Raw genomic sequence first — 25,870 nt, forward strand, 5'->3', positions numbered from 1 at the left:
GACAGGCTGTCCCGAAGTTATGAAGAGACTGTCAGAACGCTGTGGTCATCGCATCAGGGCTACCCGGAACCGCTCCCGGCGCCGTCGCGGTCGTCGCTCGAAAGGCAGTCGGCTGAGAGGCCGTCGGTCGGGCCGGCCTCCGTCGAACCGTCCCCGGGCGGGCCACCGCGGTCGGCCGGGAGGCGGAGTGTGAACACCGACCCCTGTCCCGGCACGCTCACCGCCGTGACCGAACCGTCGTGCGCCTCGGTGAGTTTCCGTACGATCGCCAGGCCCAGCCCGCTGCCTCCGGTACGGCGGCTGCGGGACTTCTCGCCGCGCCAGAAGCGGTCGAAGACATGACCGAGGTCCTCGGGCGGAATGCCGCTGCCCGTGTCGGTGACGTCCACCAGCACCGCTTCCCCGGACTCGGAGCCGTACGGACGCAGGGTGACCTTCCCGCCGGACGGGGTGTGGCGGACGGCGTTCGAGACCAGATTGCCGATGGCCTGGCGCAGCCGGACCGGATCGGCCGTCAGCTCCGGGACCGGGCGGCCCGGTGGCGCGGGGAGGACGGTCAGCGCGACCCCGGCCGTCTCGGCGCGGGCCTGGTGCGCGGCGGCGACCTGGGTCAGCAGGTCCTCGATCCGTACCGGTTCGGGGTGCAGCCGCAGCGCGCCCGCGTCGGCCTGGGCCAGGTCCTGGAGGTCGTCGATGATGTGCTGCAACAGCACGGCCTCCTCGTGCAGCGAGGCGATGAACGCCGGGTCCGGCTCGGCCACGCCGTCCTGCGCCGCCTCCAGCCAGCCGCGGATGTTGCTGAGCGGGGTGCGCAGTTCATGGGCGACATCGCTGACCATGGCCTTGCGCTGGGCCTCCAGCCGGGCGCGGTGGGCGGACATGTCGTTGAAGGTGGCGGCGAGCCGCCCGATCTCGTTGTCCGCGGCGACCAGCACGGGCACGCTGTCCTCGCCGTCCCGCATCCGCTGGGCGGCACCCGTCAGCGCGCGCAGCGGGCGTACGAGCCGTGCGCCCACGAGTACGGACGCGCCGACGGTGAGCGCGAGGACGAGCGCCGCGGTGCCCGCGATCCTGGCGGTGTTGGCCGGTGAGAGATCGAAACCGGGCACCGTGGTGCCACCGGTGTCGCTGATGAACAGCAGGGCGGGCGAGGCGACGTACGAACCGAGCTGTTCACGACGGGCCGTGCCGACACACGAGGCGATGGCCCGGCCGTCCTCGCCGTTGCCGACGGTGGGCGAGGGACGGGTCTCCGGAGAGACGCTGGGCGCGACCGTCCTGGGCGGGGAGGTCGGCACGGGACTGGGCGCCTCGCTCGGCGCCTTGCTGACGATCGTGTCCGCGGGCCGGGGCTCCGGCGCCTGCCCCCAGGACAGATCGAGCTTCAGGTCCACGCCGGCGCGGTTCTGGCGCTTCAGGCAGGCGTCGGCCAGCTGGTTGAGGGACTTCAGCGCCTTCTTCTCGGTGGCCGTCGGGCTGTCCAGGGCGTCGGTGGTGCAGCGAGTGCCCTGGAGACGGTCGGGGTCGTTGCCCACCACCTGGATCCGAGGGCGGCCGCTCGCGCTGCGGACCACGTCCGAGGCGATCCCGGAGTCGCTGAGGCAGGCCACGTTCCGGTCGGCGATCTGCTGCAACTCCTTGCGTTCCGAGGCGGGCAGGCGGAACGGTCCGACCGCTCGCGGATCGACCCGGTCGGCCGGAGCGCCGGAGGCGCCCGCGGTCTCGGCCGCCAGCGCGGTGTCCACCGACAGCGGGTCGACGATCGCCGAGGCCTGCGCCGGCAGCGCGGGCGACGACGCCGGGTCGGCCGAGTCGGCGAGCGCATCCCGCCGCTCCGTCGTCAGCGCGATCCGCCGGCCGGACCTCTTGGCCAGCTCACGCACCGTCCCCCCGACGTCCTCCCAGGTCGGGTGAGCCGCCGCGTAGCCGAGCAGGCTGTGGTAGATCCGGGCATCGGCGGTGAGGTTCTGCCCCTGCTCCTGCCGGATCGCGCCGGACGTCGTCTGGACGGCGAGCCAGGCGGTGGCAGCCACCGAACAGGCCGCCACCAGCGCGGATACGGTCAGCAGCCGGGCGAAGAGGCTCTTGCGCAACGGCAGCCGCGCCCGCCGCTCGGAGCCGGGGGAGGTGCTGTGCGCCCCGTCGTGGAGACGCGCTCCGCTATGACGACGCATGTGTCGCAGCCTTCGCCGGGTCCGTCAGCTTGTATCCGACGCCGAAGACGGTGAGCAGCCGGACCGGCCGACGAGGGGCGGGTTCTATCTTCTTGCGCAGGTTCATGACGTGCACATCGACCGTCCGGTCGCTGATGTACCGGTCGAAGCCGTGGAGTTCCGCGAGCAGTTGCTGCCGGGAGAAGACCCGGTCGGGCTCGGCCGCGAGCGCGGCGAGGATCCTGAACTCGCCGGGCGTGCAGTCCACGGCCTCGCCGCCGACCGACACCACGTGCCGGGTCGGGTCGACGACGAGCGTCCCGACCGTCAGCAGTGCGGCATCGGCCGGTTCGGCGCCGGTGGCGCGTCTGCTGCGGCGCAGCAGCGTACGGACCCGGGCCATCAGCTCACGCGGGCTGTACGGCTTGGTCACGTAGTCGTCCGCACCCAGATCAAGTCCGAGCAGCAGATCGTCCTCGGTCGTGCGGGCCGTCAGCATCAGTACCGGCAGCTCCCGGCACTCGGCGCGCAGGACACGCACCACATCCAGGCCGTCGGCACGGGGCATCATCACATCGAGGACCAGCAGGTCCGGCTCCCGGTGCCGGACCAGGTCGAGGGCCGCGAGGCCGTCGCCGGCGAGGGTGACGGAATGACCTTCCCGTTCGAGGTATCGGCGGAGGAGTTCGGCCTGCTTCTCGTCGTCTTCAGCGACGATCACGTTTGCGCACACGCGCTCGATCGTAGAGGGGTTCGAACCGCGGACGCCGACCTCTTGCTCCCGGTACCCGCGACCTGCTCTTGTGTACCCGCAGGTAACAGGTGTGCGCGGCAGGTCCGTGCGCGTGTGCACGGAGCAGTATCCGTACGTACGAGGCACGGCGTTCACGAGGGCGGTAACAGGGTGGAGCCGGTGGCGGAGCACGACATACGGGGCAGGCTGCCCGAGGGGCTCGCCGACGCGATACGGGCGACGGCCACGGAGATCGCGGCGCTGCTGCGCGACGCCCCTGACACCGGGCGGCCGGTTCCCAGGTCGGAGTGGACCGTGGGGGAGGCGGCGGCGCATCTCGCGCAGGCCAACCAGCTGATGGCGGAAGTGGCCGCCGGGCACGCACGCGACTACGGGGACGGCACCCCGCAGGGCCTGGCCGCAGCCAACGAGCGGGCACTCGCGGCGTTCGGCGAGCGCGACGGCGAGCCGCTGGCCGCGATGATCGTGGCGCAGACCGCCGCGTTCCTCGACGCGGTGGCCGAACACCCCGCGGACGAGGAGCTGATGACGCCGATGGGTCCGATGAACCGGGCGGTCCTCGGCTCGTACCTCCTGACGCACATGCTGGGCCACGGCTACGACCTGGCGCGGGCCCTGAGGCGCCCGCACATGGTCGACCGGCCCCGGGCCGGGCTGACCCTGCCCTTCCTCGTCCTGGCCATGCCCCGGGTGACCGACGCCGGGGCCACGGCGGGTCTCACCGCCCGCTACACGGTCCGGCTGTGGGGCGGCGACCGCTTCGGGGTGACCTTCACCGACGGCGCGGTGTCAGTGGGCCACCGGCCGCCGGACCGCCCTGACTGCACGATCTCCATCGAGCCGGTCACGTTCCTGCTGATGGCGCTCGGCCGTATCTCCCCGGTGGGCGCCATGGCCAGGGGCCGGGTCCTCGCCTGGGGACGCAAGCCGTGGCTCGGGCCGCGCTTCCCGGAGTACTTCACGGCGCCGTGACGCGGCGGGCGGTGACAGGCCTGCACCGGCTACCCGCCGCTGCCGCCTGCTCCCTCGGCCTCACCCGCGAGGCCGTGGGACTCCATGAGCTCATCGTGTGCGGCGACCACGTCCCAGGCGAGTACGGTGACCAGCTCCTCCCGGGTCGGTGTGCTGCCGGCGTGTGCGGCGTACAGCCGCAGGTCCCGTTGCGCGGAGGCCTTCTGGTAGAGCTCGCGTGCGAACCGGGCGTTTCCCACGGTGTCGGCCATCCTGCCGTCCACGATCGCCGTGCACAGGGAACCGAGGACATCGACGGCCCCGGCATCGGGCTCGTCGCCCTGGGAGGCCAGCACGGACCTGGCGATGCGGGCGAGTTCCTCGGCGGAGTACGAGGGGAAGTCGACGCGCGTGTTGAAGCGGGACACCAGACCGGGGTTGCTCGCCAGCAGACCGGCCATCTCCTCGCGGTAGCCGGTGAGTACGACGACGAGCCGGTCCCGGTCGTCCTCGGCCCGCTTCAGGAGCACCTGCACCCCCTCGTCCCCGAACGCGTCGCCGCCGCTGTATCCGCTGTTGGACAGGGCGTACGCCTCGTCGATGAACAGCACCCCGTTCAGCGCGGCGTCGATGACCTGGGTGGTCTTGATGGCCGTGGACCCGAGGTGCCGCCCCACCAGATCGACGCGCTGGGCCTCGATCACATGACCGGACCGCAACAGGCCGAGCCCGGCGAAGACCTTGCCGATGACGCGGGCCACCGTCGTCTTGCCGCCACCGTGATCACCTGGAACGTTCGTCAGGACAGCCAACCCCGGTCGTGGTGCGCGGTGTCGCACGGGGCGCCGCCGGACTCGGTAGATTGCATGCGCACGGTGGCAGCGGCGGTGCCGGGGAGGGCGCACCGCGCGGAACACCGGGAACGGGGAGTGCGCGACATGCTGGATCCCATCTCGCTGACGGCCGTTACGGCGGTGCTCGGTGCGGTCGGCTCGGGAATGGCCAACGAGGCCGGAAGGTGGGCGTGGGAGTCGACGGGCGGATTCGTCCGCCGCATCGCCGGCCGTGAGGTCCCGGCGCCCACCGCACCGGACGAACTGGACGCGGTGGCGCGCATGGTGTCCGACCGGCTCCGCCGCGACCCTCGACTCGCCTCCTCGTGGACGGCGTTCGCGAACCGGGTGAGCGGTGACGGCCGGGGGCCGGGAGCGGACTTCCCACCCGCCGCCGGACAGCCGGGCCTCCCCGCCTCGATCAGGTTCTTCACCGACCGCAAGGAGGCGTTGAAGAGCCTCGACCGCGAGGCGTCGCGCCGTGCGGACGGAACCCCGAGGCTGGCCCTGGTGCACGGCGCCGAGGGCATGGGCACCAGCACGCTGGCGGTGCACTGGGGAGTGCGCCAAGCGGCCATGTTCCCGGACGGGCAGCTCTACGCGGACCTGGCCGGCGGCACCGCTGCCGCACGCGACGCGGGCACCGTACTGCGCAGCCTGCTGCGCCAACTCGGTGTGCGGGACGAGGAGATGCCGACCTCGGCCGGAGAGCTGAGCGAGTTCTTCCGCCGCTGCGTGGCGGACCGGAAACTGCTGATCGTCCTGGACCATGTGCACTCGGCCGCCCAGATCCGTCCGCTCCTCACCTCCGCGCCCGCTGTGTTCATGATCGTGGTGGCCCGTCGTCCGTTCCCCGGCCTCGACGCGGTCCGCGTTCCCGTCGGCCCGCTGACGGACAAGGACGCGGTACGTCTGCTGACCCAGCTCCTGGACAAGCCGGCCGTCAACGCGGCCCGCGCCACCCTGCCCTCCGTCCTCGCCCGGTGCGGCGGATCGCCGTACGCCTTGCGCGCGGCGGCACCCCGCCTCACCGAACCCGCGTCCGGCCAGGCCGCCGGCGCCGACCCGGTACGGGCGGCGGCGCAGGACACCTACCGCTCGCTGGACGCGGGGACGGCGAAGCTGTACCGCCTGATGTCCGTACGCGACTGGCCCGCCCTCGACGCCGCGGTGGCCGCGCACGCGACCGGCACGACGCCCGAGGACGCCGCCCGACGACTGGACGAACTGGCGGAAGGGCTCCTGCTGGAGCACACCACCACCGCTGACGGCCAGGCCCGCTACCACTACCGCCCCGCGGTCCGCGGACACGCCGAGGCCGTGGCCGTACAGGAGGACGGCATCGCCGCGTGCTCGGCCGCGATGGCCCGAGCCCTGCGCTGGTACGTCCGCCTGTCGACGTCCGTGGCGCATCAGGCACTGCCGGAGAGCTGGCGGGTCCCGGCACCCTCGGCCCAGGGAACCCCGGCGTTCGAAACCCCGGCCTTCGGGAGCCGGGGCGAGGCGCTCGACGCCCTGATCGCCGAGTGCGGCAACCTGATCCAGGCCGTCCACTGCGCCGAGGAGTCGGGCGACCCGGCCTCGGCCGTACGGCTCTGCCGCTCCCTGTGGCCGCTCCAACTCAAGGCCGGCCGCCACGAGACGCTGCTGCCCGCACTGCGCATCGGAGCACGGCTCGCCGACACCCACCTGCCGGGAACGGCGGACGCGGGAGCACTGCACGCCCAACTCGCGCACACCCTGACCGAGCTGCGCCACTGGGACGAGGCGGAGGCGGAAGCACTCGCGGCCGCGCGGGACGAGGAGGCGGCGGGGCACAAGCGGGGCCACGCGTCGGCGACGGAGTTCCTCGGACTGCTGCGGCTGCGGCAGTGGCGGTTCGAGGAGGCCTACGCGTGCTTCGAGGCGGCGGACGCCGTCCTGCTCACGATGGACGCTGAGGACGAAGGAACCGCCGACGTCCCCCGCGCACGTGCCCTGCTGGAACGCCACCGGGGCCGGGCCCTGCGCGGCCTCGGGAGGTTCGAGGAGTCCCGGGACCGGCTGGGGGCGGCACTGAGTCACTTCCGGGAGCAGGGGGACACGTACAACACGGCCCGGACCCTGACCGACCTGGCCGAGACCTGGCTGGACGCGTCGGACACCTCGGCCGCCCGCCCGCTGATCGAGGCGGCGATCACGACGCTGAGCGGTCAGAGCGCCGAGTACCACGTGGCCCATCTGCGGTCCATGCGCGAGCGCTGCACGGCCGAGGAGTGCGGCACCGGCTGAAGCGCGTCACCCGCGGTGGAGGCCGGCGACCCGTACTCGTACCCGTACCCGGCGGGCCCCGACGCGGACCGCGAACCCGCCGTCAGCCACCAGCTTCGCGAGCCGCGTCGCCGTGACATCGCCGCCGGCCTCCCCGGCCCCCAGCAGTGCGTGGAGAGCCGAGGCGGCGGCAGCGGGGTCCACCGCGGCCTCCGGCGAGGACAGCAGACGCAGCGGCTCCCCGCCCCGCGGCCGGACGACACACTCGGCAGGACCGACCGTGAAGGCGGCCAGCGCACAGCCGGGATGCCGCTGCAGCACCTCCTCCGTCCAGACGGCCGGAGACCCGAAGCGAGGATCGTCGGGCAGGCCGTCCCGGAAGATGACATCGGCCAGCCTCAACTGGTCCACGTCGCGGGTGTCCTCGTGCACGGCGATGTGCACCTCCCCGCCGGCGCACGCGGCGGCCGGCGGGGAACCCGCCCAACGGGTCACCACGACCTCGCCCGGCCGCGGCACCCGGGTCAGCACATGGAGGGGAGCCGTGACGGACACGGGCTCATGGCCGGGCAGCGGCAACGGGTCCAGCGAGGCGGGCCAATCCGGCTCCGCCGCACCCATCATCGAGTAGAACAGGGTCCGCAGCCGGACCGCGGCCTCGCCCGGCACGGAGGTCGTGTACGCGGCGGGCCCCGGCAGCGGCCGATGGTCCTCGATGAGCCGGTCGATCTGCTCGCGCAACGGCCCACGGGGATCGAGCCGGGGCGCCTCCCGCATGAAGTCGGAGACCGGTGCCCCGGGATCGAGTTCGTGCAGCGGAGCCGCCGCCAGCAGTACCGGAGTGCCGAGCGCCGCCGCGTAGAAGGTGACGGACCCGTGGTCCCCGACCACCGCGTCGGCCGCCACCAGGGCCTGCCGCCACCCCTCCAGCGGATCGATCAGCACCAGCCCGCGGCGCCGCGCCCGGTCGAGCCAGGCCCGGACCTGACCGGGACCGTGGCCGTGCCAGATGTTGGGGTGCAGGACGGCGGCGAACCGGTACTCGTCCACGGGGAACTCGCGTGCCAGCCGAGGCAGCAGTGCGGGCAGCAGGTCGTCGCCGCCCGCGCCGCCGTCCCCGAAGAAGGACTCCGGATTCCAGGTCGAGTTGAGGACGATCAGCCGCTGTCCCGCCCGCACTCCGAGCGCCCGGCGGAACCGCTCGCGGTAGGGACGGGCGCCGAGTACCCGGTCGAAGCAGGGATCACCGGCGAGCACGGCGGTCGGCGCGGCCTCGGGGCACGCGGCGCGCAGCCGGTCGCACTGCTCGGGATGGGAGAGGACGAGGGCGTCCGCGATGGGCACGCCATTGGCCAGGACCCACTGCGGAGCCTGCCCGAACACGGGCGCGGGATCGGCTCCCGTCCCGGTCCCCGCCCCCGCCCCCGATCCGGTGTCCGGTGTCCGGTGTCCGGTGTCCGGTGTAGCCAGCCTCTTAGTGTATCCGACACCGTGCGAAAGGACCGTCAACTTGCCACGTAGAAGCTCCAGTTGGCCCCCGAAGCTGGCGGAGACGGCCAGGTCGACCGGCGTCTCGACGGCCTGTTCCCAGGGCAGCACCGGCACTCCGGTGCCGGCCAGGAGTTCGGCCGTGCCGGCCGAGAACGCGGAGGACTCCGGGCAGGTGGCGAGGAGCTGAATCCGCAGATCGCCGTCGAAGAGCGGCAGCACGTCGAGGAGCCGGGTGGCGGAGGTCACGTTGTGCACGACGACCAGCACCCGCAGACACTTCCCACGTGTGGCCCACCGCGCGGCACCGTCCCCGACCGGCACCCGCACCCATCCGGCCCGCTCCTGTGCCACCTGCGCCCCGCCCCCTCGGCTCACGGGCCGCGCGAATGCCCGGCCGACCAGCCACGATAGCCAATCGGTGCCGACGGCAGGCGCGACCGGGGAAGACGGTCCGCCCTTCCGCGTCAGGCGGCCATGGCCACGGAAGTCCTGCCGAGCGCCCCGGCCCGGGACCGGCCGGCCCTCCGCTCCCCGAAGACCACCACCCGCAGCAGCGCGAACCGGCCGACCCCGGCGAGCGCCGACGCCGACAGGTACACACTCTGCTCGACCAGCGCCGACGGCTCGGCCCGGAACGCGTACAGGCAGAGCAGCGCCCCGGTCGTGAAGGCGTAACTCACGGCGACGGTCAGCCCGGACTGAAGGTGGACGCCCCATCCCCGGCGCCCGCTCCGGAACGAGATCCGGCTGTGCAGCTCGGTCGCTATCACCGTGGACACGACCGTCACCAGAGCGTTCGCCACGGCCAGTGGCATCCGGTCGTGGAGCAGGACCAGCACCCCGCTGGAGGCGACCCCGACCCCACCGCCGCAGACCACGAAGCGCACGAAGGCCGCGACAAGCGCGCGATGCGTGCGCGTCGGCTGAGGGGTTGGGGCGGTCACGAAATGCCTCCGGAGGCTGTGTGTGGGGCGATACGAAGATCTCACCCCAGAACCTACGGACCCGTCGTCCTCCCCACGACCCGGTTTCTCCCCGACTTTCCTGGGGGTTGTCCCCCAGGGGACCTATGGGGACTTCAGGGGGGCCTATGGGGGCCTGGGCGACAACTCATTCCCCGGAGCGGTCGAGTCGGGCCCCGCGTCCCTCGCGCACGCACCGTACGGGTCAGCCCGCCTGCACCGACGGGACGTGGGAGGAAAGGAATCCGGTGCGGAGCGCAGTGGCGCCGGACTCCGCGAGCCAGTCCGCGAAGGTGCGCAGCCCGGGGTGCACCACGCGCAGTACCTCGATGTCGGCGTGCCAGCGCGCACCGGCTGCCCAACGTTCCCTGACGTGCGCGATCCCGGGGCTGAGCGCGGCGGCCTCGTCGTGGGTGAGCTGCTCGTAGCGCACGGTCGTGCCGGTCGCTTCGGTGATGGCGGCGACCGCCTGTGCCGGGGTCGGGGCGTCCCCGGCCAGTTCCAGTGTCCGGCCGGCGAACCGGTCGGGGTCGTCGAATGCCAGCGCGGCGAACTCCGCGATGTCCTCCAGTGCGATGACCTGGACGGGCTCGTCCGGCGGGAAGACGTGGCGGTGCACACCGTCGACGATGCCGTCCATGCCGATGTCCCACGACGCGAGGAAATTCGACATGAACCGCACCGGCCGCAGCACCGTCACCAGAGGGATCCGCTCGCGGAGGTAGCGCTCTGTTCGTTCTTTGCCCTCAGCCGCGGCCAGCCCGTCCCGGGTGGACGCGATGCCGGTGAACACGACGTGCCCGACTCCGGCGGCGGCCGCGGCATCCGCGAGGGCCCGGCCGCGGACGAATTCACGCTCCACGTCGGTGCCGGCCGGCCTGTACGCGACGGGCGGCACGGCGAACAGGGCCGAGGCCCCCTCCAGCGCCGCCGGCAGACTCGACGGGTCGTCGAAGTCGCCCCGGGCGAGCTCGGCCCCGGCGGCCCGCAGCGCGAGGGCGGCGGGTGCGGTCGTGTCACGTACGACCGCACGCACCGGTCTGCCGGCCGCCAGGAGACGACGTGCGGTGGCGCCGCCCTGCTTGCCGGTCGCGCCGGTCACGGCGACGAGTCGGTCATCGGGACGAGCTCCGTTACCGGACGCGGGGTCTGACGGGTGAACAGCCATGTCATCCTCCGCCCCGGGGGTTTCGGGGGCACGGTCGGCATGGCGGCCCCGGGGACGATGTGGAATCCTGCACCCGGTTGAGTCGGACGGACAAGGGATTACGTGACATGGCTCCTGCTCCCCCTCCCCCTGACACCGGCCGGGCGGACGCCCGGCGCAACCGCGCGAAGGTGCTCGTCGCCGCCGTGGGCGCGTTCACCGTGCAGGGACTCGACGTCTCGCTCAGCGAGATCGCACGGCAGGCGGGGGTCGGCACCGGCACGGTGTACCGGCACTTCCCGAGCAAGGAGACCCTGCTGGAGGCCGTGCTCGTCCAGCACTTCGAGGACCTGGTCGCCGCCGCCCGGCGATGGGCCGCCCAGGCCCCTCCCACCGCGGCATTCTTCGGGTTCCTCCTGGAGACCATCGACAAGTCCGCAGGGCGCAGGCACGTCTGTGACCTCGTGAGCACCGACACCAGCTGGCCGCGTCCGTTGCTCGCCGCGTCGGGTCACCAGTTCCAGCAGGCACTGGCCGAGCTGCTCCGCGCGGCCCAGCGGGCCGGCGGAGTCCGCGCCGACATCGGCTCGGACGACGTCGCCGTACTCATTGTCGGGTGCGCGACGATGCGGGCCGCCCATCGGGACAGCGCCGGGGGAGTCCGCATGGTCCACCTGGCGCTGGAGGGTCTGCGGGGGCCGGCTTCGGTCACGGAAGGGCATGCGTTTCGTTACGGACCCGGCAGGCGTCACGCAATGAGGACGCGGTGCGAGGAGTGCGGGGCCGAGTTCGAGGCCAAGACCGCGGGGCGCCCGGCACGCTACTGCGGCGCGACGTGCCGGCAGCGGGCCCATCGCCGTCGCCCCGGATGACGCGGCACCTCTGGGGCAGGGGAACAGTCGGCTCCGACCGACCGCGAGTCCCTCCCGATCGCGGTCAGGAGGGACTCGCGTCAGCCAGGGGGAGGGCAACCTCGACGCGAAGGCGGGCTGCCGGACCGTGACTCAGCCGTGGTCACCGCTGCCGGCGCGCCCCATCTGCCTGATGTGCTGCCTGGCCGCTGTTACCGCGTGGGGTCAGCCGCAGTGGTCCGCCTTCTCCTCATCGGTCATCGCCCGGGTGTGCTGCGTCTTGGTGCTCGGCGCGTCCGGCATCGGGCCCGTCGCGTCGAAGGGCACGTACCAGTAGTAGTGGCCGTAGAAGCGGTCCGGGAAGTGCAGCTCGTACGTACCGCTCACGTGCTGCATCTGGGCCTCGCGGGTCACCCAGCCGACCTCGCCCGGCCGGACGTTCACGGCCGTCAGCTCCGACTCGGTGTGTGAGGTCTCCCAGGTGTGCCCGTAGGTGGCCGTGATGCTCATCTTGAAGACGAGCGAGAAGCCGTACTCCGCGGTCAGGGAGACGCCGACGCTGTTGGACTCGCCCGTCGTGTCCGACCAGCCGACGGTGGAGGTCTGGCTGTCCGGGGTGCAGTTGAAGGCGGAGTCACCCACCTGGTGGGCCTCGCCCATCGATATCTCGGGCGCCCCGTCGGGGTGGAACACGCAGCTGTCGGTCCCGTTGTCGCACTTGTCGAGCAGTTCACGGATGGTGGGCTGATCCTCGGCGAGGGCGGTGCCGGGAGCGACCAGGACGGCGCTGCCCGCGGTGACGAGCGCCGCCAGAAGCAGAGGGAGCCGGATTTTCACTGTCATGGGTGATCTCCGTGGGGGTGATCGTGCCTGTGGGGGGAGGGGGGACGGGAGTGCCCGGTGGGGCGGGCGGTCAGCTGAAGCCGATGGACTGGGTGCGGTCGTTCATGAACGACCCGATGGCGGGGCTGTTGTCCTCGAACGGGCCGTCCCGGTCACCGTTCAGTCCGGGCTCCGGGTAGAGCCAGAGCGCGCAGCCGCCCCAGGGCTGCACGGAGGAGATGCGGTTCTTCCAGTCGTCCCCGAGGTCGAACTGGAAGTTGACCCAGCCGTCCTTCACGCACGGCTCGGCGCCCCAGACGGTGAGGGACGCCCCGCCGTACTGCTCTTCCTCGAAGAAGGTCCCCTGGATGACTCCGTCCTGTGCCTGGTCGGCCATTCGGGCCCGGAACGCGTCACTGCGCACCGCTTCGGTCGCGGAGCGTGGTGCCCCGGTGATCCGGCCGCCGCTGGCGGCCTCGATGGCCTCCGTGAATGTCCGGTAACAGTGCTCACTGCCGTACGTCGCATGCACCGTGCAGTGCGGGGCGCCACCGTCGCCGGTCAGTGGTCCGGCCGTGTCCCGGACGGCCGCGCCGGCTGTCGGAGCGACGGCGGCGGCCGAGAGCAGCAGGGCCGCGGTCAGGATGCCGGAGGTACGTACGGATCTTGCACGCATAGGCAACATCGCTTTCCTGAGGGTCAGTTGGCTCCCCGCGCCTTTCCGGGATCGCTCACGGCAAACCGGCCCGGCCGCTCTCTTTCTCGCCACCATGCCGACCGCGCGGCCCGGCACCGGCTCCGCAGCATCCGTGCGTACCCGGCCGCGGCGGCGGAGGCCTGGGTTCGGGCTGCGCGCGGGAGCCTCCACCCACCCGTCTCCGATTGTTCGGCCGAACGCCACCACGTGCACACTGCAAGGGTCTTCCATGGCCCCTACCGATTCTGGAACACTCCAGTCGCTTTCGCCCTTACGTCCCCTCACCCCACAGAGGCCCTCACTCATGGCAGAACTGAACCGTCGCCGCCTCCTGCAGCTCGCCGGAGGCACGGTCGCCTTCTCCGCGTTGTCGAGCAGCATCGCCCGTGCCGCGTCACTGCCCGCGAAGGGCCGTACAGGCACGCTCAAGGACGTCGAGCACATCGTCGTACTGATGCAGGAGAATCGTTCCTTCGACCACTACTTCGGGACCATGAAGGGTGTGCGCGGTTTCGGTGACCCGCGTCCGGTCACGCTGCCCAGTGGGAAGCCGGTGTGGCACCAGAAGGACGTTCTCGGCAAGGAAGTGCTGCCGTTCCGGCCGCCGGCCGACGATCTCGGGCTGCAGTTCCTCCAGGACCTGAACCACGACTGGGCCGGCGGTCACCGGGCGTTGAACAAGGGCGCGTACGACCAGTGGGTGCCGGCCAAGACCGCCACGACGATGGCGCACCTCAACCGTGAGGACATCCCGTTCCATTACGCGCTCGCCGACGCGTTCACCGTCTGCGACGCGTACCACTGCTCGTTCCTCGGCTCGACCGACCCGAACCGCTACTACCTGTGGAGCGGGTACACCGGCAACGACGGCACCGGCGGCGGGCCCGTGCTGGGCAACGACGAGACGGGGTACGGCTGGAAGACCTACCCCGAGCGGCTGGAGGAGGCCGGGGTGTCGTGGAAGGTCTACCAGGACATCGGCGACGGGCTCGACGCCGCCGGCTCCTGGGGGTGGATCGACGACGCCTACCGGGGGACCTACGGCGACAACTCGCTGCTCTACTTCAACAGTTATCGCAACGCCAAGCCCGGCGATCCCCTCTTCGACAAGGCGCGCACCGGTACCGACGTCAAGAACGGTGACGGGCTCCTCGACGACCTCAAGGCCGACGTCCGGGCCGGGACGCTTCCCCAGGTCTCGTGGGTCGTCTCGCCCGAGGCCTACAGCGAGCACCCTAACTGGCCTGCCAATTACGGCGCCTGGTACATCTCGCAGGTGCTGGACGCGCTGACCTCCGACCCCGAGGTGTGGGGCCGGACCGCGCTCTTCGTCACCTACGACGAGAACGACGGATTCTTCGACCACGTCGTGCCGCCGTTCGTCCCGTCCGGGGCCGCGCAGGGGCTCTCCACCGTGGACACCTCCGCCGACCACTTCCCCGGCGACCTCCGTTACGCGGCCGGGCCGTACGGCCTCGGCCAGCGCGTGCCCATGACGGTCGTGTCCCCGTGGAGCACCGGCGGGTTCTCGTGTTCGGAGGTCTTCGACCACACCTCCGTGATCCGGTTCATGGAGGAGCGCTTCGGCGTGCACGAGCCCAACATCTCGCCCTGGCGGCGCACCGTCTGCGGCGATCTGACCTCGGCCTTCGACTTCAGCCGTACCGACACCGCGCCCGTCTCGCTGCCCTCCACGGACGGATACGCGCCGCCGGACAACGGCCGGCACCCCGACTACGTACCGGTGCCGCCGGTCTCCGGCAGTGTGCCGAAGCAGGAGCCCGGCTCGCGGCCCACCCGGCCGCTGCGGTACGCGCCCCTCGTGGACGGGGCGGCCGACCCGGCCTCCGGTAAGTACCGGCTGACCTTCAGTGGCGGCGACGCGGCCGGGGCGCAGTTCCTGGTGACGTCGGCGAACCGCACCGACGGACCCTGGACCTACACCACAGAGGCGGGCAAGACGCTCGCCGACAGCTGGAACACGGCCTACTCGAAGGACGTGACCGACCTCACCGTGCACGGCCCGAACGGGTTCCTGCGCGCTTTCCGGGGGCCCGGAAAGGCGGCAGGGCCGGAGGTGACCGCACGTCATGACCCGTCGAGCGGAGGACTCGAACTGACTTTCACTCATGCTGGTACGAGGACAGTCCAGTTGACCGTGCGGAACGCGGACACCTATGGCGGCGGGGCGCAGACCTTCGCGGTGCGTGCGGGGGCGACCGTGAAGCACGCCGTTGACCTGCGAGGGAGCCGGCGCTGGTACGACATCACGGTGGTGTCGGACGCGGACGCCACGTTCCTGCGGCGGTTCGCCGGGCACGTCGAGACGGGCAAGGCAGGAACGAGCGACCCGGGCTTCGTCACCTGCTGACCGAGCCCGACGGAGTGGCAGGTGAGGGGCAAGGGGGCGCGGGTCGGGTTCGGCCCGCGCCTGCGCCTCCCCTGACCGTCCGTCGGCTGTGCGTGCGCCGTCCGTCGGGGTCTGTCCCACGGGTGCGTTAGGGTTTTCGTCGGGTCATGAGTTCCAGCGCGCAGCCCCGGCTGGCTGGACGGCACCCCGCTCCGCTGCGGGTGCTCCGGGTGACGACCTGCCCCGTGCGCGAGGTGCGGGGAACAGCGGACCGCGGTGCAGAGCGCTCGGGGTCCATCATCCCCGGAAGGCGGGACCCACCATGCTGCGTCATCTCACCGAGAACGGCTCCGTGCGGAGCGACGGCTGCGACCGGTACGCCGCAGGCCACCAGGTGCACTGGATCCATGCCAAGAAGTGCCGGCAGGAGCCCGGCCAGGCCGTCGAGATACTGCTGACCGCCGGTGACGTCCGGGACGACGGGTGGGTCGAGCTGCGTGCCGCGTTCGACTACGCGGGCGCCCTTCCAGCGGTCTGGACGCACTCTCCGGACGTGCTGCGGGAGACACTCGCCGGTCATCGCGGACGCGTGTACTGGCTGTCCCGGTGGCACGCGCTGAAGCTGGTGGACGGAGAAGACCCGGCCGCCGCGCTCGTCAACGTCGCCCTGGAGGGCGGCGATTTGTGCGATGCCCAGGGTTCCGGGCGGTCGTAGTCCGGGTCCGGCCGGGCGCGCTGGCCGCCCACCGGCTCCGGGTGGCCGGGGCGGTACCCGCAGATGTTGGTCAATTGTGCGCAGATGTCGGCCAGTTGCTTCGCTCTGACTGCACATTTGATCGCCGTTGACCGCTGTGGCATCACATAAAATCCTTATAGTGGGCGTGCGTTGATCGCACGATCGTGACGCGTGAAGCTTCCGCCACAGGAGTCAGGACGATGACGCGCCCATCCTCCGCACGGCCCGAGCCCGCCTCGCCCCCTCCGGAGTGCCCCGCACACACGAGGCCCGGGGCCGTGCCGCTCGGCGGCCCCTCGTTCCAGACCGAGCCACAGGCCGTCTACCGCGCCATGCGCCGTGATCACGGGCCGGTCGTCCCCGTGGAGCTGCCGGGCGGGTTCCCCGCCTGGCTGGTCATCGGATACCGCGAACTCCATCAAGTCACCAGCGACGGCGAGCTGTTCCCGCGCGATGTCGGTCTGTGGAACCAGTGGGAGCACATCCCCGAGGACTGGCCGCTGCTGCCCATGGTCGGGCGGCCGCTGCCGTCCATCTACTTCAGCGCGGGGGACGAGCACCGGCGCCACGCCCGGATGGTCGGACCCGCCCTCGAAGGGGCCGATCCGTTCGAGATCCGCAACCACTGCGAGGAGCTGGCCGACCGGCTGATCGACGCCGTGTGCAGCCGGGGTGCCGCCGACCTCGTCGCCGACTTCTGCGAGCCCTTACCCGTGCTCGTCCTCGCACGGCTGGTCGGGTTCCCCGATGACGAAGGCGCCCATATCGCGCAGGTGTTGAAGGACCTGGCCGACGGTGGTCCGGGCGCACAGGAGGCCCATCTGCGATTCGGGGAGCACATGCGGCGGCTGGTCGCCGCCAAGCGGGCCGAGCCCGGGGACGACGTGACCTCCCGGATGCTCGCCTTCCCCGAGGCGTTCACCGACGAGGAGTACATGCTCGACCTGATGGCCATCACGGCCGCCGGGCACCTCACCACCGCTGACTGGATCAGTAACTCCCTGCGGCTGATGCTCACCGAGGACGAGTTCGCCGAATCGATGGCGGGCGGGCGGCGCAGCGTGGCCGAGGCCATGAACGCGGTGCTCTGGGAGGACGCGCCGACGCAGATCCTCGCCGGACGCTGGGCCGCCCGGGACACCCAGCTCGGCGGGCAGCGGATCAGGGCGGGGGACATGCTGCTGCTCGGGCTCGGCGCCGCCAACACCGATCCGCTGATCAGGCAGAGCCTGTCCGGCAGCGCTGCCTCCGCCCAAGGGGGCAACGGCGCGCATCTCGCCTTCAGCCACGGCGAGTACCGGTGCCCCTTCTCCGCTCAGGAGATCGCCGAGACCATCGCGCGTACCGGCATCGAGGTGCTGCTCGACCGGCTGCCCGACCTCGAGCTGGGCGTCGCCGTCGCGGACCTCGTACGGCGGCCCTCCGCGTTTCTGCGCGGGACGACCTCGCTCCCCGTCCGGTTCACCCCCGTTCGTACGACAGGAGACCTCTCGTGACCTGCCCTCACGCCGCCGCGCACACAGCTGCCCCGGACCGCGGGACCGTTGTCATCGACCCCATGGTCCAGGACCTGGACGGTGAGACGGCGCGGCTGCGCGACGCCGGGCGGCTCGCCCGGATCGACCTGCTCGGCATACCCGCCTGGACCATCACCCGGTATGCCGACGCACGTGAACTCCTCGTCGACCCGCGGCTGGTGAAGGACATCGACGCCTGGGGGCTGTGGCAGAGCGGCGAGGTGACGCGTGAGTGGCCGCTCATCGGGATGATCGACGCCGGGCGGTCCATGTTCACCGTGGACGGCGCCGAGCACCGGCGGCTGCGGACCAAGACCTCCCAGGCGCTCACGCCCCGCCGGCTGGAGGCCATCAGGCCCGACATCGAGAAGTTCACCCAGGAGCTGTTGGACGCACTCGCCGACGGCGGCAGGGACGGGGCCGTCGTCGACCTCAAGTCGGTGTTCGCCCAGCCGCTGCCGATGCGGGTCGTCGGCATGCTGATGGGCGTGGACCCCGCCGAGAACGCCATGCTGACCAGGCAGTACAAGGCCTTCTTCTCGATGCTCACCCCGCAGGACGAACGGCTCGCCCTGCTGGCCGAGTTGGACGTCTTCTACTCAGGGCTCGTGCGGGAGAAGGCGGCACGCCCCACCGATGACCTGACCTCCGGGCTGATTCTCGCGGAGGAGGGCGGGGAGCCCCTCACAGAGGAAGAGGTGGTGGGCAACCTCAAGGCGATGGTCGCGGCCGGCCACGAGACCACCATCGGGCTCATCCTCAACGCCGTACGAGCCCTCCTGGCGCACCCGGAACAGTTGCGGATGGTCCTCGACGGGGAGGTCTCCTGGGAGACCGTGATCGAGGAGACGCTGCGGTGGGACACCCCGACCACCCATCTGCTGATGCGGTTCGCCACCGAGGACATCCAGGTGGGTGACGACGTCATCGCCAAGGGCGAGGGCGTGGTCATCTCCTACCGGGTGATCGGCCGGGACCTCGAGCAGCACGGCGCCGACGCGGACGCCTTCGACATCACCCGCCCCACCCCCATCCGGCACATGACCTTCGGCCACGGCCCGCACATCTGCCCCGGCGCCGCGCTATCCCGGGTCGAGGCGGGGATAGCCCTGCCGGCTCTCTTCGGGCGCTTCCCCCGGCTGCGGCTCGCGGTGCCGGACGCGGACATCCGCAAGCTTCCGGTGATGACGCAGAACGACATGGAGGCCTTCCCCGTACTGCTCGACGCCTGAGTCCGGGCAACGCCGCGGGGCGACATCCCCACCGGGGCCGGCCGGCGGCGCGCGTACTGTGGCCGTCATGAAAGTCCGCTTCGGAGCGGGACTCGGCGCCGGGTCGCCCCTGCCGGATTTCAGCCGGATCGTCGACCGTCTCGAACGTGACGGCTTGGATTCCCTCTGGCTGTCCGAGCACATCCGCTCGGACGCCGTCGACCCCCTCATCGTAATGGCCCACGCCCTGTCCCGGACCACCCGGCTCAAGGCCGGCACCTCGGTGACGGTGCTGCCGGGCCGTCACCCGGTGCTGATCGCCGCGCAGTTGGCCTCGCCGGCGGGCCTGGCGCCCCGGCGGGTGCTGCCGGTGTTCGGGCTGCAGCCCGCCCGGCCCGGCGAACGAGAGCTGTTCCCCGCGCCGGAGGGGCGGCGCGGGGCGCTGTTCGACGAGTCCCTGGACCGGTTCGAGACGGAACTGCTGCCCCGGCAGAACTGAGGCCCCTGGGCACCGGCGTCGCGGCGCCCGCAGGCGCGACGGCCCGCCTCAGCACCCTCCGGCCGCCTCGACGTGGCGGGGATCGGGCGGCCGGCGGCCGGTCTCTGCCCGGCGCGGCGTCTTCCTTCCCCTGTGCTTCCGGTACGTCCGCGGCCACTGCGCCACCGTCTCCGGCCTCCTGCTCCTCCCGCTGCCTACCGCCACCGCCGTCCTGCGCAGCGGGCACGCGAAGCCCGCGCTCCTGCTCGGCGCCGGACTGCTCACCCTCGGCACCGCCGCGACCCCCGCGGGCCTCCCGGACCGCTGACGCACCGGTCCCGCCGATGTCCAGGGCCGGCCGTCCGGCATATCGTGGCGGTAGCCGGACGACGGCCGTCATGGTCGGCAGCGGCGCGGAACAGGGCGTGAACCAGCGAGTCGAAGCGCTTCGACTGAACTATGGACACGTTGTGCGTGTGGGTCTAGGCTCGCACCATCTGTGTATGTCACAGCCAAATGATGGGAAGTCGAAGCGCTTCGCCACATCTGGCCGAGCCTGCCGGTGCAGGCCGGTATGCGTGCCGGTGTCCGACGTCGTTCTGTGATGGAGAGCTGAATGGTCACCCTTGCCGAGGTCGCACAGCACGCCGGAGTCTCCGCGAGCACGGTGAGCTACGTCCTCAGTGGGAAGCGGTCCATCTCGGTACCCACCCGGGAGCGGGTGGAACAGAGCATCAAGGAACTCGGATACCACCCCAACGCGGGTGCGCGGGCGCTCGCCAGCAGCCGGTCGAACATCATCGCGCTCATGGTGCCGCTGCGTACCGACATGTACGTTCCCGTGATGATGGAGATCGCCATCGCGGTCGCCACCACGGCCCGTACCCATGGGTACGACGTCCTCCTGCTGACGGGCGAGGAGGGTCCCGCCGCCGTACGCCGGATCGCCGGCAGCTCGCTCGCCGACGCGATGATCCTGATGGACGTCGAACTGCACGACGAACGGCTGCCGCTGCTGCGCGAGACCGACCGCGCTGCCGTGCTCATCGGACTGCCCGCCGACACCGACGGCCTCACCTGTGTGGACCTCGACTTCGAGGCGACCGGGGCACTCTGCGTGGAGCACCTCGCCGGCCTCGGGCACCGTGAGGTCGCGGTGATCGGCGAAGCGGCCGCGGTGTACGAGCGGCACACCGGGTTCGCCGAGCGGACCGTCGACGGAGTGCGGGCCAAGGCGCGGGAGACCGGGGTGCGGGTCCTGCACCGGCCCTGCGAGGGCGGCTATCCGGCGATGGCCCAGACCCTCTCGCGGATATTCGACGAGCGCCCCGGCACCACCGGTTTCATCGTGCAGAACGAGTCGGCGGTGGAGCCGCTGCTCAACCTCCTGCGGCAGCAGGGCCGGGCCGTGCCCGAGGACGTGTCCGTGGTCGCGATCTGCCCCGAGCAGGTGGCCACCCAGGCATCGGTGCGGCTGACCTCGGTGGCCATCCCCGCGCAGGAGATGGGGCGCCGCTCGGTCGAACAGGTCGTCGCCAAGCTCTCCGGCCGCGGGACGGACGAAGTGGAGCTGCTGGCTCCGGAGCTGACGGTTCGGGAGAGCACCGGCCCCGCCCCGAGGTGACACCGGGCGGCGGCGCGCGCACGAGCCGGCCCCTCGTGGGGGCCGGCTCCTGGTGCGTACGGCTCAGCTCGTGGAGACACCGAATCCGTTGGTCGTGAAGTCCAGGCCGCCCGCGGACGAGGTGATCTCGTAGCCGAACTGGACGTCCCCGATGGTCTCGTTGCCCCACCAGCCCTTGGTGTCCTTGATCCACTTCAGGATGGGCAGGATGTCCACCGAGCCCGAGGCGGAGTCCGAGGTGCGCAGGAACGAGAAGACCTGGTTGGCCCCGTTGTCGCCCTTGTACACGGTCCAGGAGTGACCGCCGAGTGTCACCGTCCCCTGCGACGTGCCGAGCGGGCCCACGGCGCCGTTGTAGTTGACCCAGAGCATCAGCTCGTAGTCGTAGTCGGTGTCCCAGATGTCGTACGAGGTGTTGTAGGCACCGGACGACGGGACGGTGACGTCGTAGTCGCTGGTGAGCGACGACAGCGAGGTGATGGGCTTGCCGACGACCTTCTTGGCGTTCGGGTAGGACTTGATGCCGCCGGTGTTCGGGTGGTTGGCCGAAACGCCCCAGTTGGATGCTGAGTTTGCCCAGATGGACTGCGAACCCGCGCCGGAACCCCAGATGTTGTTGTACAGGGTGTATCCGTCGGAGGTGGTGTAGTTGCCCCACTGGTCCGAGGAGGACCAGATCGCGGCCTGGGCGGGGGCGGCGGCGAAGCCGATCAGAGCCGCCACTGCCGTTGCCGGGGCCAGTACGAACCTGCTGAGCGTGCGGGTGCGTGGTGCCATGGTTGTCCCTTCCATGGGGGGATGGGGTGGGGGGAGTGCTACCGCGGCCCCAGTTCGAGGACGCGGTCCACGCCGGCCGTCAGCTCCAGCGGAGCGGCGGTGGATCCGGCGGAGGAACCGGTGAGTGTGCTGCCGTCTCCCGTGCGGACATCGACACGGGCGTCACGGGCGGGGTGCAGCACCGCGGTCGCGGTGCCGTCGGCGGACCAGCGCAGATCCAGCCCCGCGCCGAACCGGGTACGTATGCCGCGCAGTTCACCGCCGGCGCGGCCGGTGAGCGGTGCGGGCAGCAGGACCAGCCGTCGCGGTGTCGACTGGACGAGCGACTCGATGACCGCCGCGGGCAGCGCATGGGCGGCGTCGGCGTTGTAGACGTCGCGCCCCGGATAGTGCGCGCTCATCAGGGAGTCGTGGAAGAAGTCACCCGTGAGGACGGCGTCCACCGCGGCGGAGGCCCGGACGGCGTCCCGCAGCCGCGCGGCGATCAGCGCGTGGTGCAGATGCCCGTGGGCGGAGTCGTTCTCCGATCCGCGCAGCTCCAGAGCGCGATGCGCGGCGGCCGACAGGCCAGGGGTGTCGTACGGATTGATCGCGTCCAGCGGCCACACCGGGTAGAGATGGCTGAGGTGGCGGTGGTCGTAGTTCTCTTCCAGGCCCGGCCACGCCCACTCGGCCAGCGCGCCGTCCCTGTTGACGGAGAACTCCGGGAGCCGGGCCGCGAGCGTGCGCCGACGGTCGGACGCCGGGTGGGTGGGGGAGCGGTCGGCGGACACGGTCAGCGCGTGACGGGCGGCCGCGAGGTCCATCGTCGCGTTGACCGTCACCCAGCTCGCGTTGGCGGGCCGGTTCTCCGGCGAGTACGAGGGCACGACGGCGACGGTCCCGTCCGGGGCGGTGCGGGTCAGGAAGTCCTCGTAGAACAGGGCGGCCTCGTCCAGGGCGTCGGTCAGGCGCGGGTCCGTCACCCCGGTGGTCTCGGCGTGTTCGAGCAGCGGCTCCAGGAGCCAGTCCGCACCGGCCGTCCACAGATGCAGCGGATACGCGCGCTGGAAGTGGCGGGTGTGGCCGGACTCGCCGTCGGTGTGGGACGGGGCGACGATCCCCCGCGCCCCGAAGATCGCCCGCGCGTTGTCCCGCCAGTCGCCGAGCTGGCCGTACACCAGGGCTGCATGGGCCGAGGACACCTCCGGCAGCGCCGCGGCCGCCGCCGAGGCGATCTGCAGGTTGAGATTGGCGTTGGTGGTGAACGCCCCCGACCAGGCGGTTTCCCAGTCGCCCGTCCACAGACCCGTCAGCCGGGGAGGCAGCACTCCGGAGGACGAGAGCAGGTGGTAGCGCCCGGCCGCGAACAGCCGCTCCAGCAAGGCGGGACTGCCCGGCAGGCGCACCAACTCGCTTCCGGGCAAGGCACGGTCGGACGGATCGGCGTCGAGGGTCAGGGAGGCCCGTTCGAAGGCCGGCCGGTGCAGGGGGAGGTGCCGGGCGAGCAGCTCCGGGTAGCCGTCCCCCGGCAGTGCGGCGCACTCCGCCGCGAGATCGAGGTCGCCCGCGTGCCGCCGCACCCGGGTGAGCAGCAGCAGACCGCGCGCACCCTCGACGCGGATGCCCTCACCCGACACCGACACCTTGCCGCCGTCCGCCCGGACGACCGTCACCCCGGTGTACGCGATTTCGCTGTCCGGATAGCCCACCCGCAGCGCCAGTCGGCCGCCGCCCGGGGTCAGCACGGTGCTGCGCCCGATCGCCAGCCGGGGCGGGGCGCCGGGCAGGGCGTGGTCCAGGGTCAGATCCACCGCGAGCCCCGGACCGGACACGGACTGGACGATCACGTCGTCCGCGCGGGAGACGAGGACCCGGCTGCGCCTGCCCTCGCAGACGGCCGTGATCTCACCCGTGGCGAAGTCGACCGTGCGCCGGTAGCCGGTGAGCGCCGTGTCGTCACCGGGGGCGGGTGCCGTGGCGGGGGTGGGGCGGATCCGGGTCTGGAACGCCGGGTGGAAAGGCTGCACCCAGGCCAGTGGCCGGCCCGCGCCGAACCGCTCACCGGCCGTGGTGTCCCCGGCCAGCAGGGAGTCCCGCAGCCGGTCCAGCCGGTCCGCGAGCTCGGGCGGACGGGTGTGCTCGCTGCCGTTGGGCCGGACCAGCGTGTGGTGGTTGACGATGACCCGGTCGTCGACCGGATCCCCGTACACCATGGCGCCGTGCCGGCCGTTGCCGCCGAGGAAGGCGTCCTCCCAGCGGACGGCGGGGCGCGGCTCCCAGGTGCCGTCGGCCCGGGTGCGGCCGGTCACGGCGCGGCGCTTCTCAGTACGGCCACGCCGTGGCGGCCCAGCTCCACGCGGCCGTGCACCGCGTGGCCGGTCAGCAGGTCCTCCCGGTCGCCGGGCACGGCCACGGTGACCGGGGCGCGCCCGTGGTTGAGCAGGAAGAGCAGCTCGCCGCGGCGGACCGCCTCCACCCCGTCGGGCAGCCCCGCCAGCACCGGTTCCGCGCCGGCCTCCCGTGCCACCCCGCCCAGCAGTGCGCGCAGCGACTCCGGTTCGGGCAGCGTCGACACGTACCAGGCCCGGCCCCTGCGCAGCACCGCGGGCAGCCCGGCCAGCTCGCCGTCGCGGTAGGCGGACACCACCTCGGTGCCCGCCTCCGCCTCCAGCTCCTCGGACCAGAGTCCGCCCCGGAAGCCGTCGCACTCCACGGCCTCGCCCGCGTCGAGTGGCCACCACTCGTGCAGGGTCCTGATGCCGAACAGCTCGCGCAGCCGTGCGTCCATGCCGCCCGGCCTGATCCGGTCGTCCACGTCCGCGATCCCGCTGAAGAAGCCGCAGACCAGCCTGCCGCCGCCGCGCACATACGCCACGAGGTTGTCGATCGAGGTGTCGGTGAGCAGATACAGGTGGGGTACGGCCACCACCTTGAACCGGCTCAGATCGGCGTCGGGCCGGGCGAACTCCGAGGCGAACCCGCCCTCCCACAGCGCCCGGTGCCAGCGCTGCACGACCTCCGTGTAGTCCAGCAGCGAGGACGGCCTGCCCTCCTGGGCGCCCGCCCACCAGGAGTCCCAGTCGTGCAGGATCGCCACCTCCGCGCGGACGTCGCTGCCGCCGACGGCCGGGCCGATCAGAGCCAGTTCCGCCCCGAGGCGCTTGATCTCCCGGAAGGTGCGGCCCTGTTCACCGGCGTGGCTGAGCATCCCGGAGTGGAACTTCTCCGAGCCCTGCCGGGACTGGCGCCACTGGAAGTAGCAGACGGCGTCCGCGCCGCGCGCCACCGCCTGGAGCGACCAGAGCCGGTTCAGGCCTTCGGGCTTGGGGTGGTTGACCCCGCGCCAGTTGACCGGGCCCGCGGCCTGCTCCATGAGCATCCACGGCCCGGCTGCCTGCGAGCGCGTCATGTCGGCGATCATCGCGTTGTACTGGCCGCCCCGAGGGTCCCTGGGGTCCGGATAGATGTCGACGGAGACGATGTCCTCCTGGGCCGACCAGGCCCAGGCGTCCTGGCCCGACCACAGCGGCATGAAGTTGGTCGTCACCGGGATGTGCGGGGTGTGCCGGGCGACGATGTCCCGCTCGGCGACGTAGCACTCCATCAGCACGTCGGAGGTGAACCGCTTGAAGTCCAGGACCTGCGCCGGATTCTTCATGTACTGCGCCTTGCGCGGCGGCAGGATCTCCGTCCAGGAGTCGTAGCGCTGGCTCCAGAACGCGGTGCCCCAGGCCTCGTTGAGCGCGTCGACCGTGCCGTACCGGCTCCGTAGCCGGCGACGGAAGTGGGCGGCCGTCTCGTCGCACCAGCAGTGGGTGCAGTACTCGTTGTTGATGTGCCACATGGTGAGCGCCGGGTGGTCCGCGTACCGCGCCGCGAGGTCCTCGGTGAGGGCGGCGGCGTAGCGCCGGTAGACGGGGGAGCTCGCGCAGAACTGCTGGCGCGATCCGTACCAGACGATCGACCCGTCCTCCGCGCGCGGCAGGGTCTCGGGATGCCGCGCCCCCATCCAGGGGGGCGGGGAGGCGGTCGGGGTGGCGAGGACGACGCCGATGCCGTTTGCGTGCATCAGGTCCATCAGCCGGTCCAGCCAGCCGAACTCCCGTGCACCGGGGCGTGGTTCGATCGTCGCCCAGGAGAAGACGCCCAGGGTGACGGAGTTGACCCCGGCCTCCTTCATCAGCCGGGCGTCGTCCTCCCACACCTCCTCGGGCCACTGCTCGGGGTTGTAGTCGCCTCCGAAGAGGATGCGGCCACGGGCCGCGTCGCGCAGGGACGGCATGG

General features: G+C 71.9%; 20 protein-coding genes and 1 riboswitch. Of the genes, 9 read left to right on the forward strand and 11 right to left on the reverse strand.

Annotated features, from left to right (window positions below; translation table 11 throughout):
* Positions 1-59: 59 nt before the first annotated feature.
* Together ACIQM0_RS31085 and ACIQM0_RS31090 are read right to left on the reverse strand one after the other, a co-directional pair.
* Positions 60-2,174 (reverse strand): ATP-binding protein, encoded by a 2,115-nt coding sequence (locus ACIQM0_RS31085; RefSeq protein ID WP_401293001.1) that lies wholly within the window; start codon positions 2,172-2,174, stop codon positions 60-62.
* Positions 2,161-2,886 carry a response regulator transcription factor gene (locus ACIQM0_RS31090; protein WP_401293004.1) on the reverse strand — a complete coding sequence of 242 codons (726 nt, stop codon included), beginning with the start codon at positions 2,884-2,886 and terminating at the stop codon, positions 2,161-2,163. The genes ACIQM0_RS31085 and ACIQM0_RS31090 overlap by 14 nt, the downstream gene beginning before the upstream one ends.
* 180 nt (positions 2,887-3,066) lie before the next feature.
* Between ACIQM0_RS31090 and ACIQM0_RS31095 the strand changes: the two genes are divergently transcribed.
* Positions 3,067-3,879 (forward strand): maleylpyruvate isomerase family mycothiol-dependent enzyme, encoded by an 813-nt coding sequence (locus tag ACIQM0_RS31095; protein WP_401293006.1) that lies wholly within the window; start codon positions 3,067-3,069, stop codon positions 3,877-3,879.
* A 29-nt stretch (positions 3,880-3,908) separates the two neighbouring features.
* On the opposite strand, the gene ACIQM0_RS31100 is transcribed toward ACIQM0_RS31095, so the two are convergent.
* The gene (locus ACIQM0_RS31100; protein ID WP_401293009.1) at positions 3,909-4,670 is read right to left on the reverse strand and encodes an AAA family ATPase; all 762 of its coding nucleotides are present in this window, start codon (positions 4,668-4,670) and stop codon (positions 3,909-3,911) included.
* A gap of 126 nt (positions 4,671-4,796) precedes the next feature.
* On the opposite strand from ACIQM0_RS31100, the gene ACIQM0_RS31105 reads away from it, so the two are divergent.
* A complete protein-coding gene (locus ACIQM0_RS31105) occupies positions 4,797-6,962 on the forward strand; it encodes a tetratricopeptide repeat protein (RefSeq protein ID WP_401293012.1) in 2,166 nt (721 codons plus the stop codon).
* 6 nt (positions 6,963-6,968) lie between these two features.
* On the opposite strand, the gene ACIQM0_RS31110 is transcribed toward ACIQM0_RS31105, so the two are convergent.
* From ACIQM0_RS31110 to ACIQM0_RS31120, 3 genes are all read right to left on the reverse strand, one after another.
* On the reverse strand, positions 6,969-8,783 hold the full coding sequence (locus ACIQM0_RS31110; RefSeq protein ID WP_401293014.1) for a hypothetical protein: 1,815 nt from the start codon (positions 8,781-8,783) through the stop codon (positions 6,969-6,971).
* A gap of 113 nt (positions 8,784-8,896) precedes the next feature.
* A complete protein-coding gene (locus ACIQM0_RS31115; RefSeq protein ID WP_401293017.1) occupies positions 8,897-9,376 on the reverse strand; it encodes a hypothetical protein in 480 nt (159 codons plus the stop codon).
* A 223-nt stretch (positions 9,377-9,599) separates the two neighbouring features.
* The gene (locus ACIQM0_RS31120; RefSeq protein WP_401293020.1) at positions 9,600-10,496 is read right to left on the reverse strand and encodes an NmrA family NAD(P)-binding protein; all 897 of its coding nucleotides are present in this window, start codon (positions 10,494-10,496) and stop codon (positions 9,600-9,602) included.
* Positions 10,497-10,669: 173 nt separating this feature from the next.
* Here ACIQM0_RS31120 and ACIQM0_RS31125 point away from each other — a divergent pair, with 173 nt between their 5' ends.
* Positions 10,670-11,413: a TetR/AcrR family transcriptional regulator gene (locus ACIQM0_RS31125; RefSeq protein ID WP_401293023.1), complete on the forward strand. Its 744-nt coding sequence runs from the start codon at positions 10,670-10,672 to the stop codon at positions 11,411-11,413.
* A 204-nt stretch (positions 11,414-11,617) separates the two neighbouring features.
* Here the strand turns inward: ACIQM0_RS31125 and ACIQM0_RS31130 are convergent, their stop codons facing one another.
* Together ACIQM0_RS31130 and ACIQM0_RS31135 are read right to left on the reverse strand one after the other, a co-directional pair.
* A complete protein-coding gene (locus tag ACIQM0_RS31130) occupies positions 11,618-12,235 on the reverse strand; it encodes a hypothetical protein (RefSeq protein ID WP_363024961.1) in 618 nt (205 codons plus the stop codon).
* Positions 12,236-12,305: 70 nt separating this feature from the next.
* Positions 12,306-12,890 (reverse strand): hypothetical protein, encoded by a 585-nt coding sequence (locus ACIQM0_RS31135; protein ID WP_401293027.1) that lies wholly within the window; start codon positions 12,888-12,890, stop codon positions 12,306-12,308.
* A 325-nt stretch (positions 12,891-13,215) separates the two neighbouring features.
* Here ACIQM0_RS31135 and ACIQM0_RS31140 point away from each other — a divergent pair, with 325 nt between their 5' ends.
* From ACIQM0_RS31140 to ACIQM0_RS31165, 6 genes are all read left to right on the forward strand, one after another.
* Positions 13,216-15,282 carry a phosphocholine-specific phospholipase C gene (locus ACIQM0_RS31140; protein ID WP_401293031.1) on the forward strand — a complete coding sequence of 689 codons (2,067 nt, stop codon included), beginning with the start codon at positions 13,216-13,218 and terminating at the stop codon, positions 15,280-15,282.
* 142 nt (positions 15,283-15,424) lie between these two features.
* A riboswitch (SAM riboswitch) is annotated at positions 15,425-15,534 on the forward strand.
* A 49-nt stretch (positions 15,535-15,583) separates the two neighbouring features.
* Positions 15,584-15,976: a hypothetical protein gene (locus tag ACIQM0_RS31145; protein WP_401293034.1), complete on the forward strand. Its 393-nt coding sequence runs from the start codon at positions 15,584-15,586 to the stop codon at positions 15,974-15,976.
* A gap of 221 nt (positions 15,977-16,197) precedes the next feature.
* The gene (locus ACIQM0_RS31150; RefSeq protein ID WP_401293037.1) at positions 16,198-17,493 is read left to right on the forward strand and encodes a cytochrome P450; all 1,296 of its coding nucleotides are present in this window, start codon (positions 16,198-16,200) and stop codon (positions 17,491-17,493) included.
* Positions 17,490-18,746 carry a cytochrome P450 gene (locus ACIQM0_RS31155; protein ID WP_401293039.1) on the forward strand — a complete coding sequence of 419 codons (1,257 nt, stop codon included), beginning with the start codon at positions 17,490-17,492 and terminating at the stop codon, positions 18,744-18,746. The genes ACIQM0_RS31150 and ACIQM0_RS31155 overlap by 4 nt, the downstream gene beginning before the upstream one ends.
* A 67-nt stretch (positions 18,747-18,813) precedes the next feature.
* Positions 18,814-19,224 carry an LLM class flavin-dependent oxidoreductase gene (locus ACIQM0_RS31160; protein ID WP_401293042.1) on the forward strand — a complete coding sequence of 137 codons (411 nt, stop codon included), beginning with the start codon at positions 18,814-18,816 and terminating at the stop codon, positions 19,222-19,224.
* Between the two features lie 595 nt (positions 19,225-19,819).
* Positions 19,820-20,827 (forward strand): LacI family DNA-binding transcriptional regulator, encoded by a 1,008-nt coding sequence (locus ACIQM0_RS31165; protein WP_401293045.1) that lies wholly within the window; start codon positions 19,820-19,822, stop codon positions 20,825-20,827.
* A 63-nt stretch (positions 20,828-20,890) separates the two neighbouring features.
* On the opposite strand, the gene ACIQM0_RS31170 is transcribed toward ACIQM0_RS31165, so the two are convergent.
* From ACIQM0_RS31170 to ACIQM0_RS31180, 3 genes are read right to left on the reverse strand one after another with little or no spacing between them, the layout of a single operon-like run.
* Positions 20,891-21,604 carry a hypothetical protein gene (locus ACIQM0_RS31170; protein WP_401293047.1) on the reverse strand — a complete coding sequence of 238 codons (714 nt, stop codon included), beginning with the start codon at positions 21,602-21,604 and terminating at the stop codon, positions 20,891-20,893.
* Between the two features lie 38 nt (positions 21,605-21,642).
* Positions 21,643-23,895, reverse strand: a complete 2,253-nt coding sequence (locus tag ACIQM0_RS31175; protein ID WP_401293049.1) for a glycosyl hydrolase family 95 catalytic domain-containing protein — start codon at positions 23,893-23,895, stop codon at positions 21,643-21,645.
* On the reverse strand, positions 23,892-25,868 hold the full coding sequence (locus ACIQM0_RS31180; RefSeq protein ID WP_401293052.1) for a beta-galactosidase: 1,977 nt from the start codon (positions 25,866-25,868) through the stop codon (positions 23,892-23,894). The genes ACIQM0_RS31175 and ACIQM0_RS31180 overlap by 4 nt, the downstream gene beginning before the upstream one ends.
* Positions 25,869-25,870 lie beyond the last annotated feature (2 nt).

Origin of the sequence: Streptomyces sp. NPDC091387, from assembly GCF_044756945.1 — a bacterium.
Classification (GTDB): Bacteria; Actinomycetota; Actinomycetes; order Streptomycetales; family Streptomycetaceae; genus Streptomyces.

Coding starts and splice junctions, on each gene's coding strand:
- ACIQM0_RS31180 (WP_401293052.1), bottom strand. CDS start 25,868: ATGCCGTCCCTGCGCGACGCGGCCCGTGGCCGCATCCTCTTCGGAGGC.
- ACIQM0_RS31140 (WP_401293031.1), top strand. CDS start 13,216: ATGGCAGAACTGAACCGTCGCCGCCTCCTGCAGCTCGCCGGAGGCACG.
- ACIQM0_RS31085 (WP_401293001.1), bottom strand. CDS start 2,174: ATGCGTCGTCATAGCGGAGCGCGTCTCCACGACGGGGCGCACAGCACC.
- ACIQM0_RS31130 (WP_363024961.1), bottom strand. CDS start 12,235: ATGACAGTGAAAATCCGGCTCCCTCTGCTTCTGGCGGCGCTCGTCACC.
- ACIQM0_RS31105 (WP_401293012.1), top strand. CDS start 4,797: ATGCTGGATCCCATCTCGCTGACGGCCGTTACGGCGGTGCTCGGTGCG.
- ACIQM0_RS31160 (WP_401293042.1), top strand. CDS start 18,814: ATGAAAGTCCGCTTCGGAGCGGGACTCGGCGCCGGGTCGCCCCTGCCG.
- ACIQM0_RS31150 (WP_401293037.1), top strand. CDS start 16,198: ATGACGCGCCCATCCTCCGCACGGCCCGAGCCCGCCTCGCCCCCTCCG.
- ACIQM0_RS31170 (WP_401293047.1), bottom strand. CDS start 21,604: ATGGCACCACGCACCCGCACGCTCAGCAGGTTCGTACTGGCCCCGGCA.
- ACIQM0_RS31165 (WP_401293045.1), top strand. CDS start 19,820: ATGGTCACCCTTGCCGAGGTCGCACAGCACGCCGGAGTCTCCGCGAGC.
- ACIQM0_RS31135 (WP_401293027.1), bottom strand. CDS start 12,890: ATGCGTGCAAGATCCGTACGTACCTCCGGCATCCTGACCGCGGCCCTG.
- ACIQM0_RS31125 (WP_401293023.1), top strand. CDS start 10,670: ATGGCTCCTGCTCCCCCTCCCCCTGACACCGGCCGGGCGGACGCCCGG.
- ACIQM0_RS31145 (WP_401293034.1), top strand. CDS start 15,584: ATGCTGCGTCATCTCACCGAGAACGGCTCCGTGCGGAGCGACGGCTGC.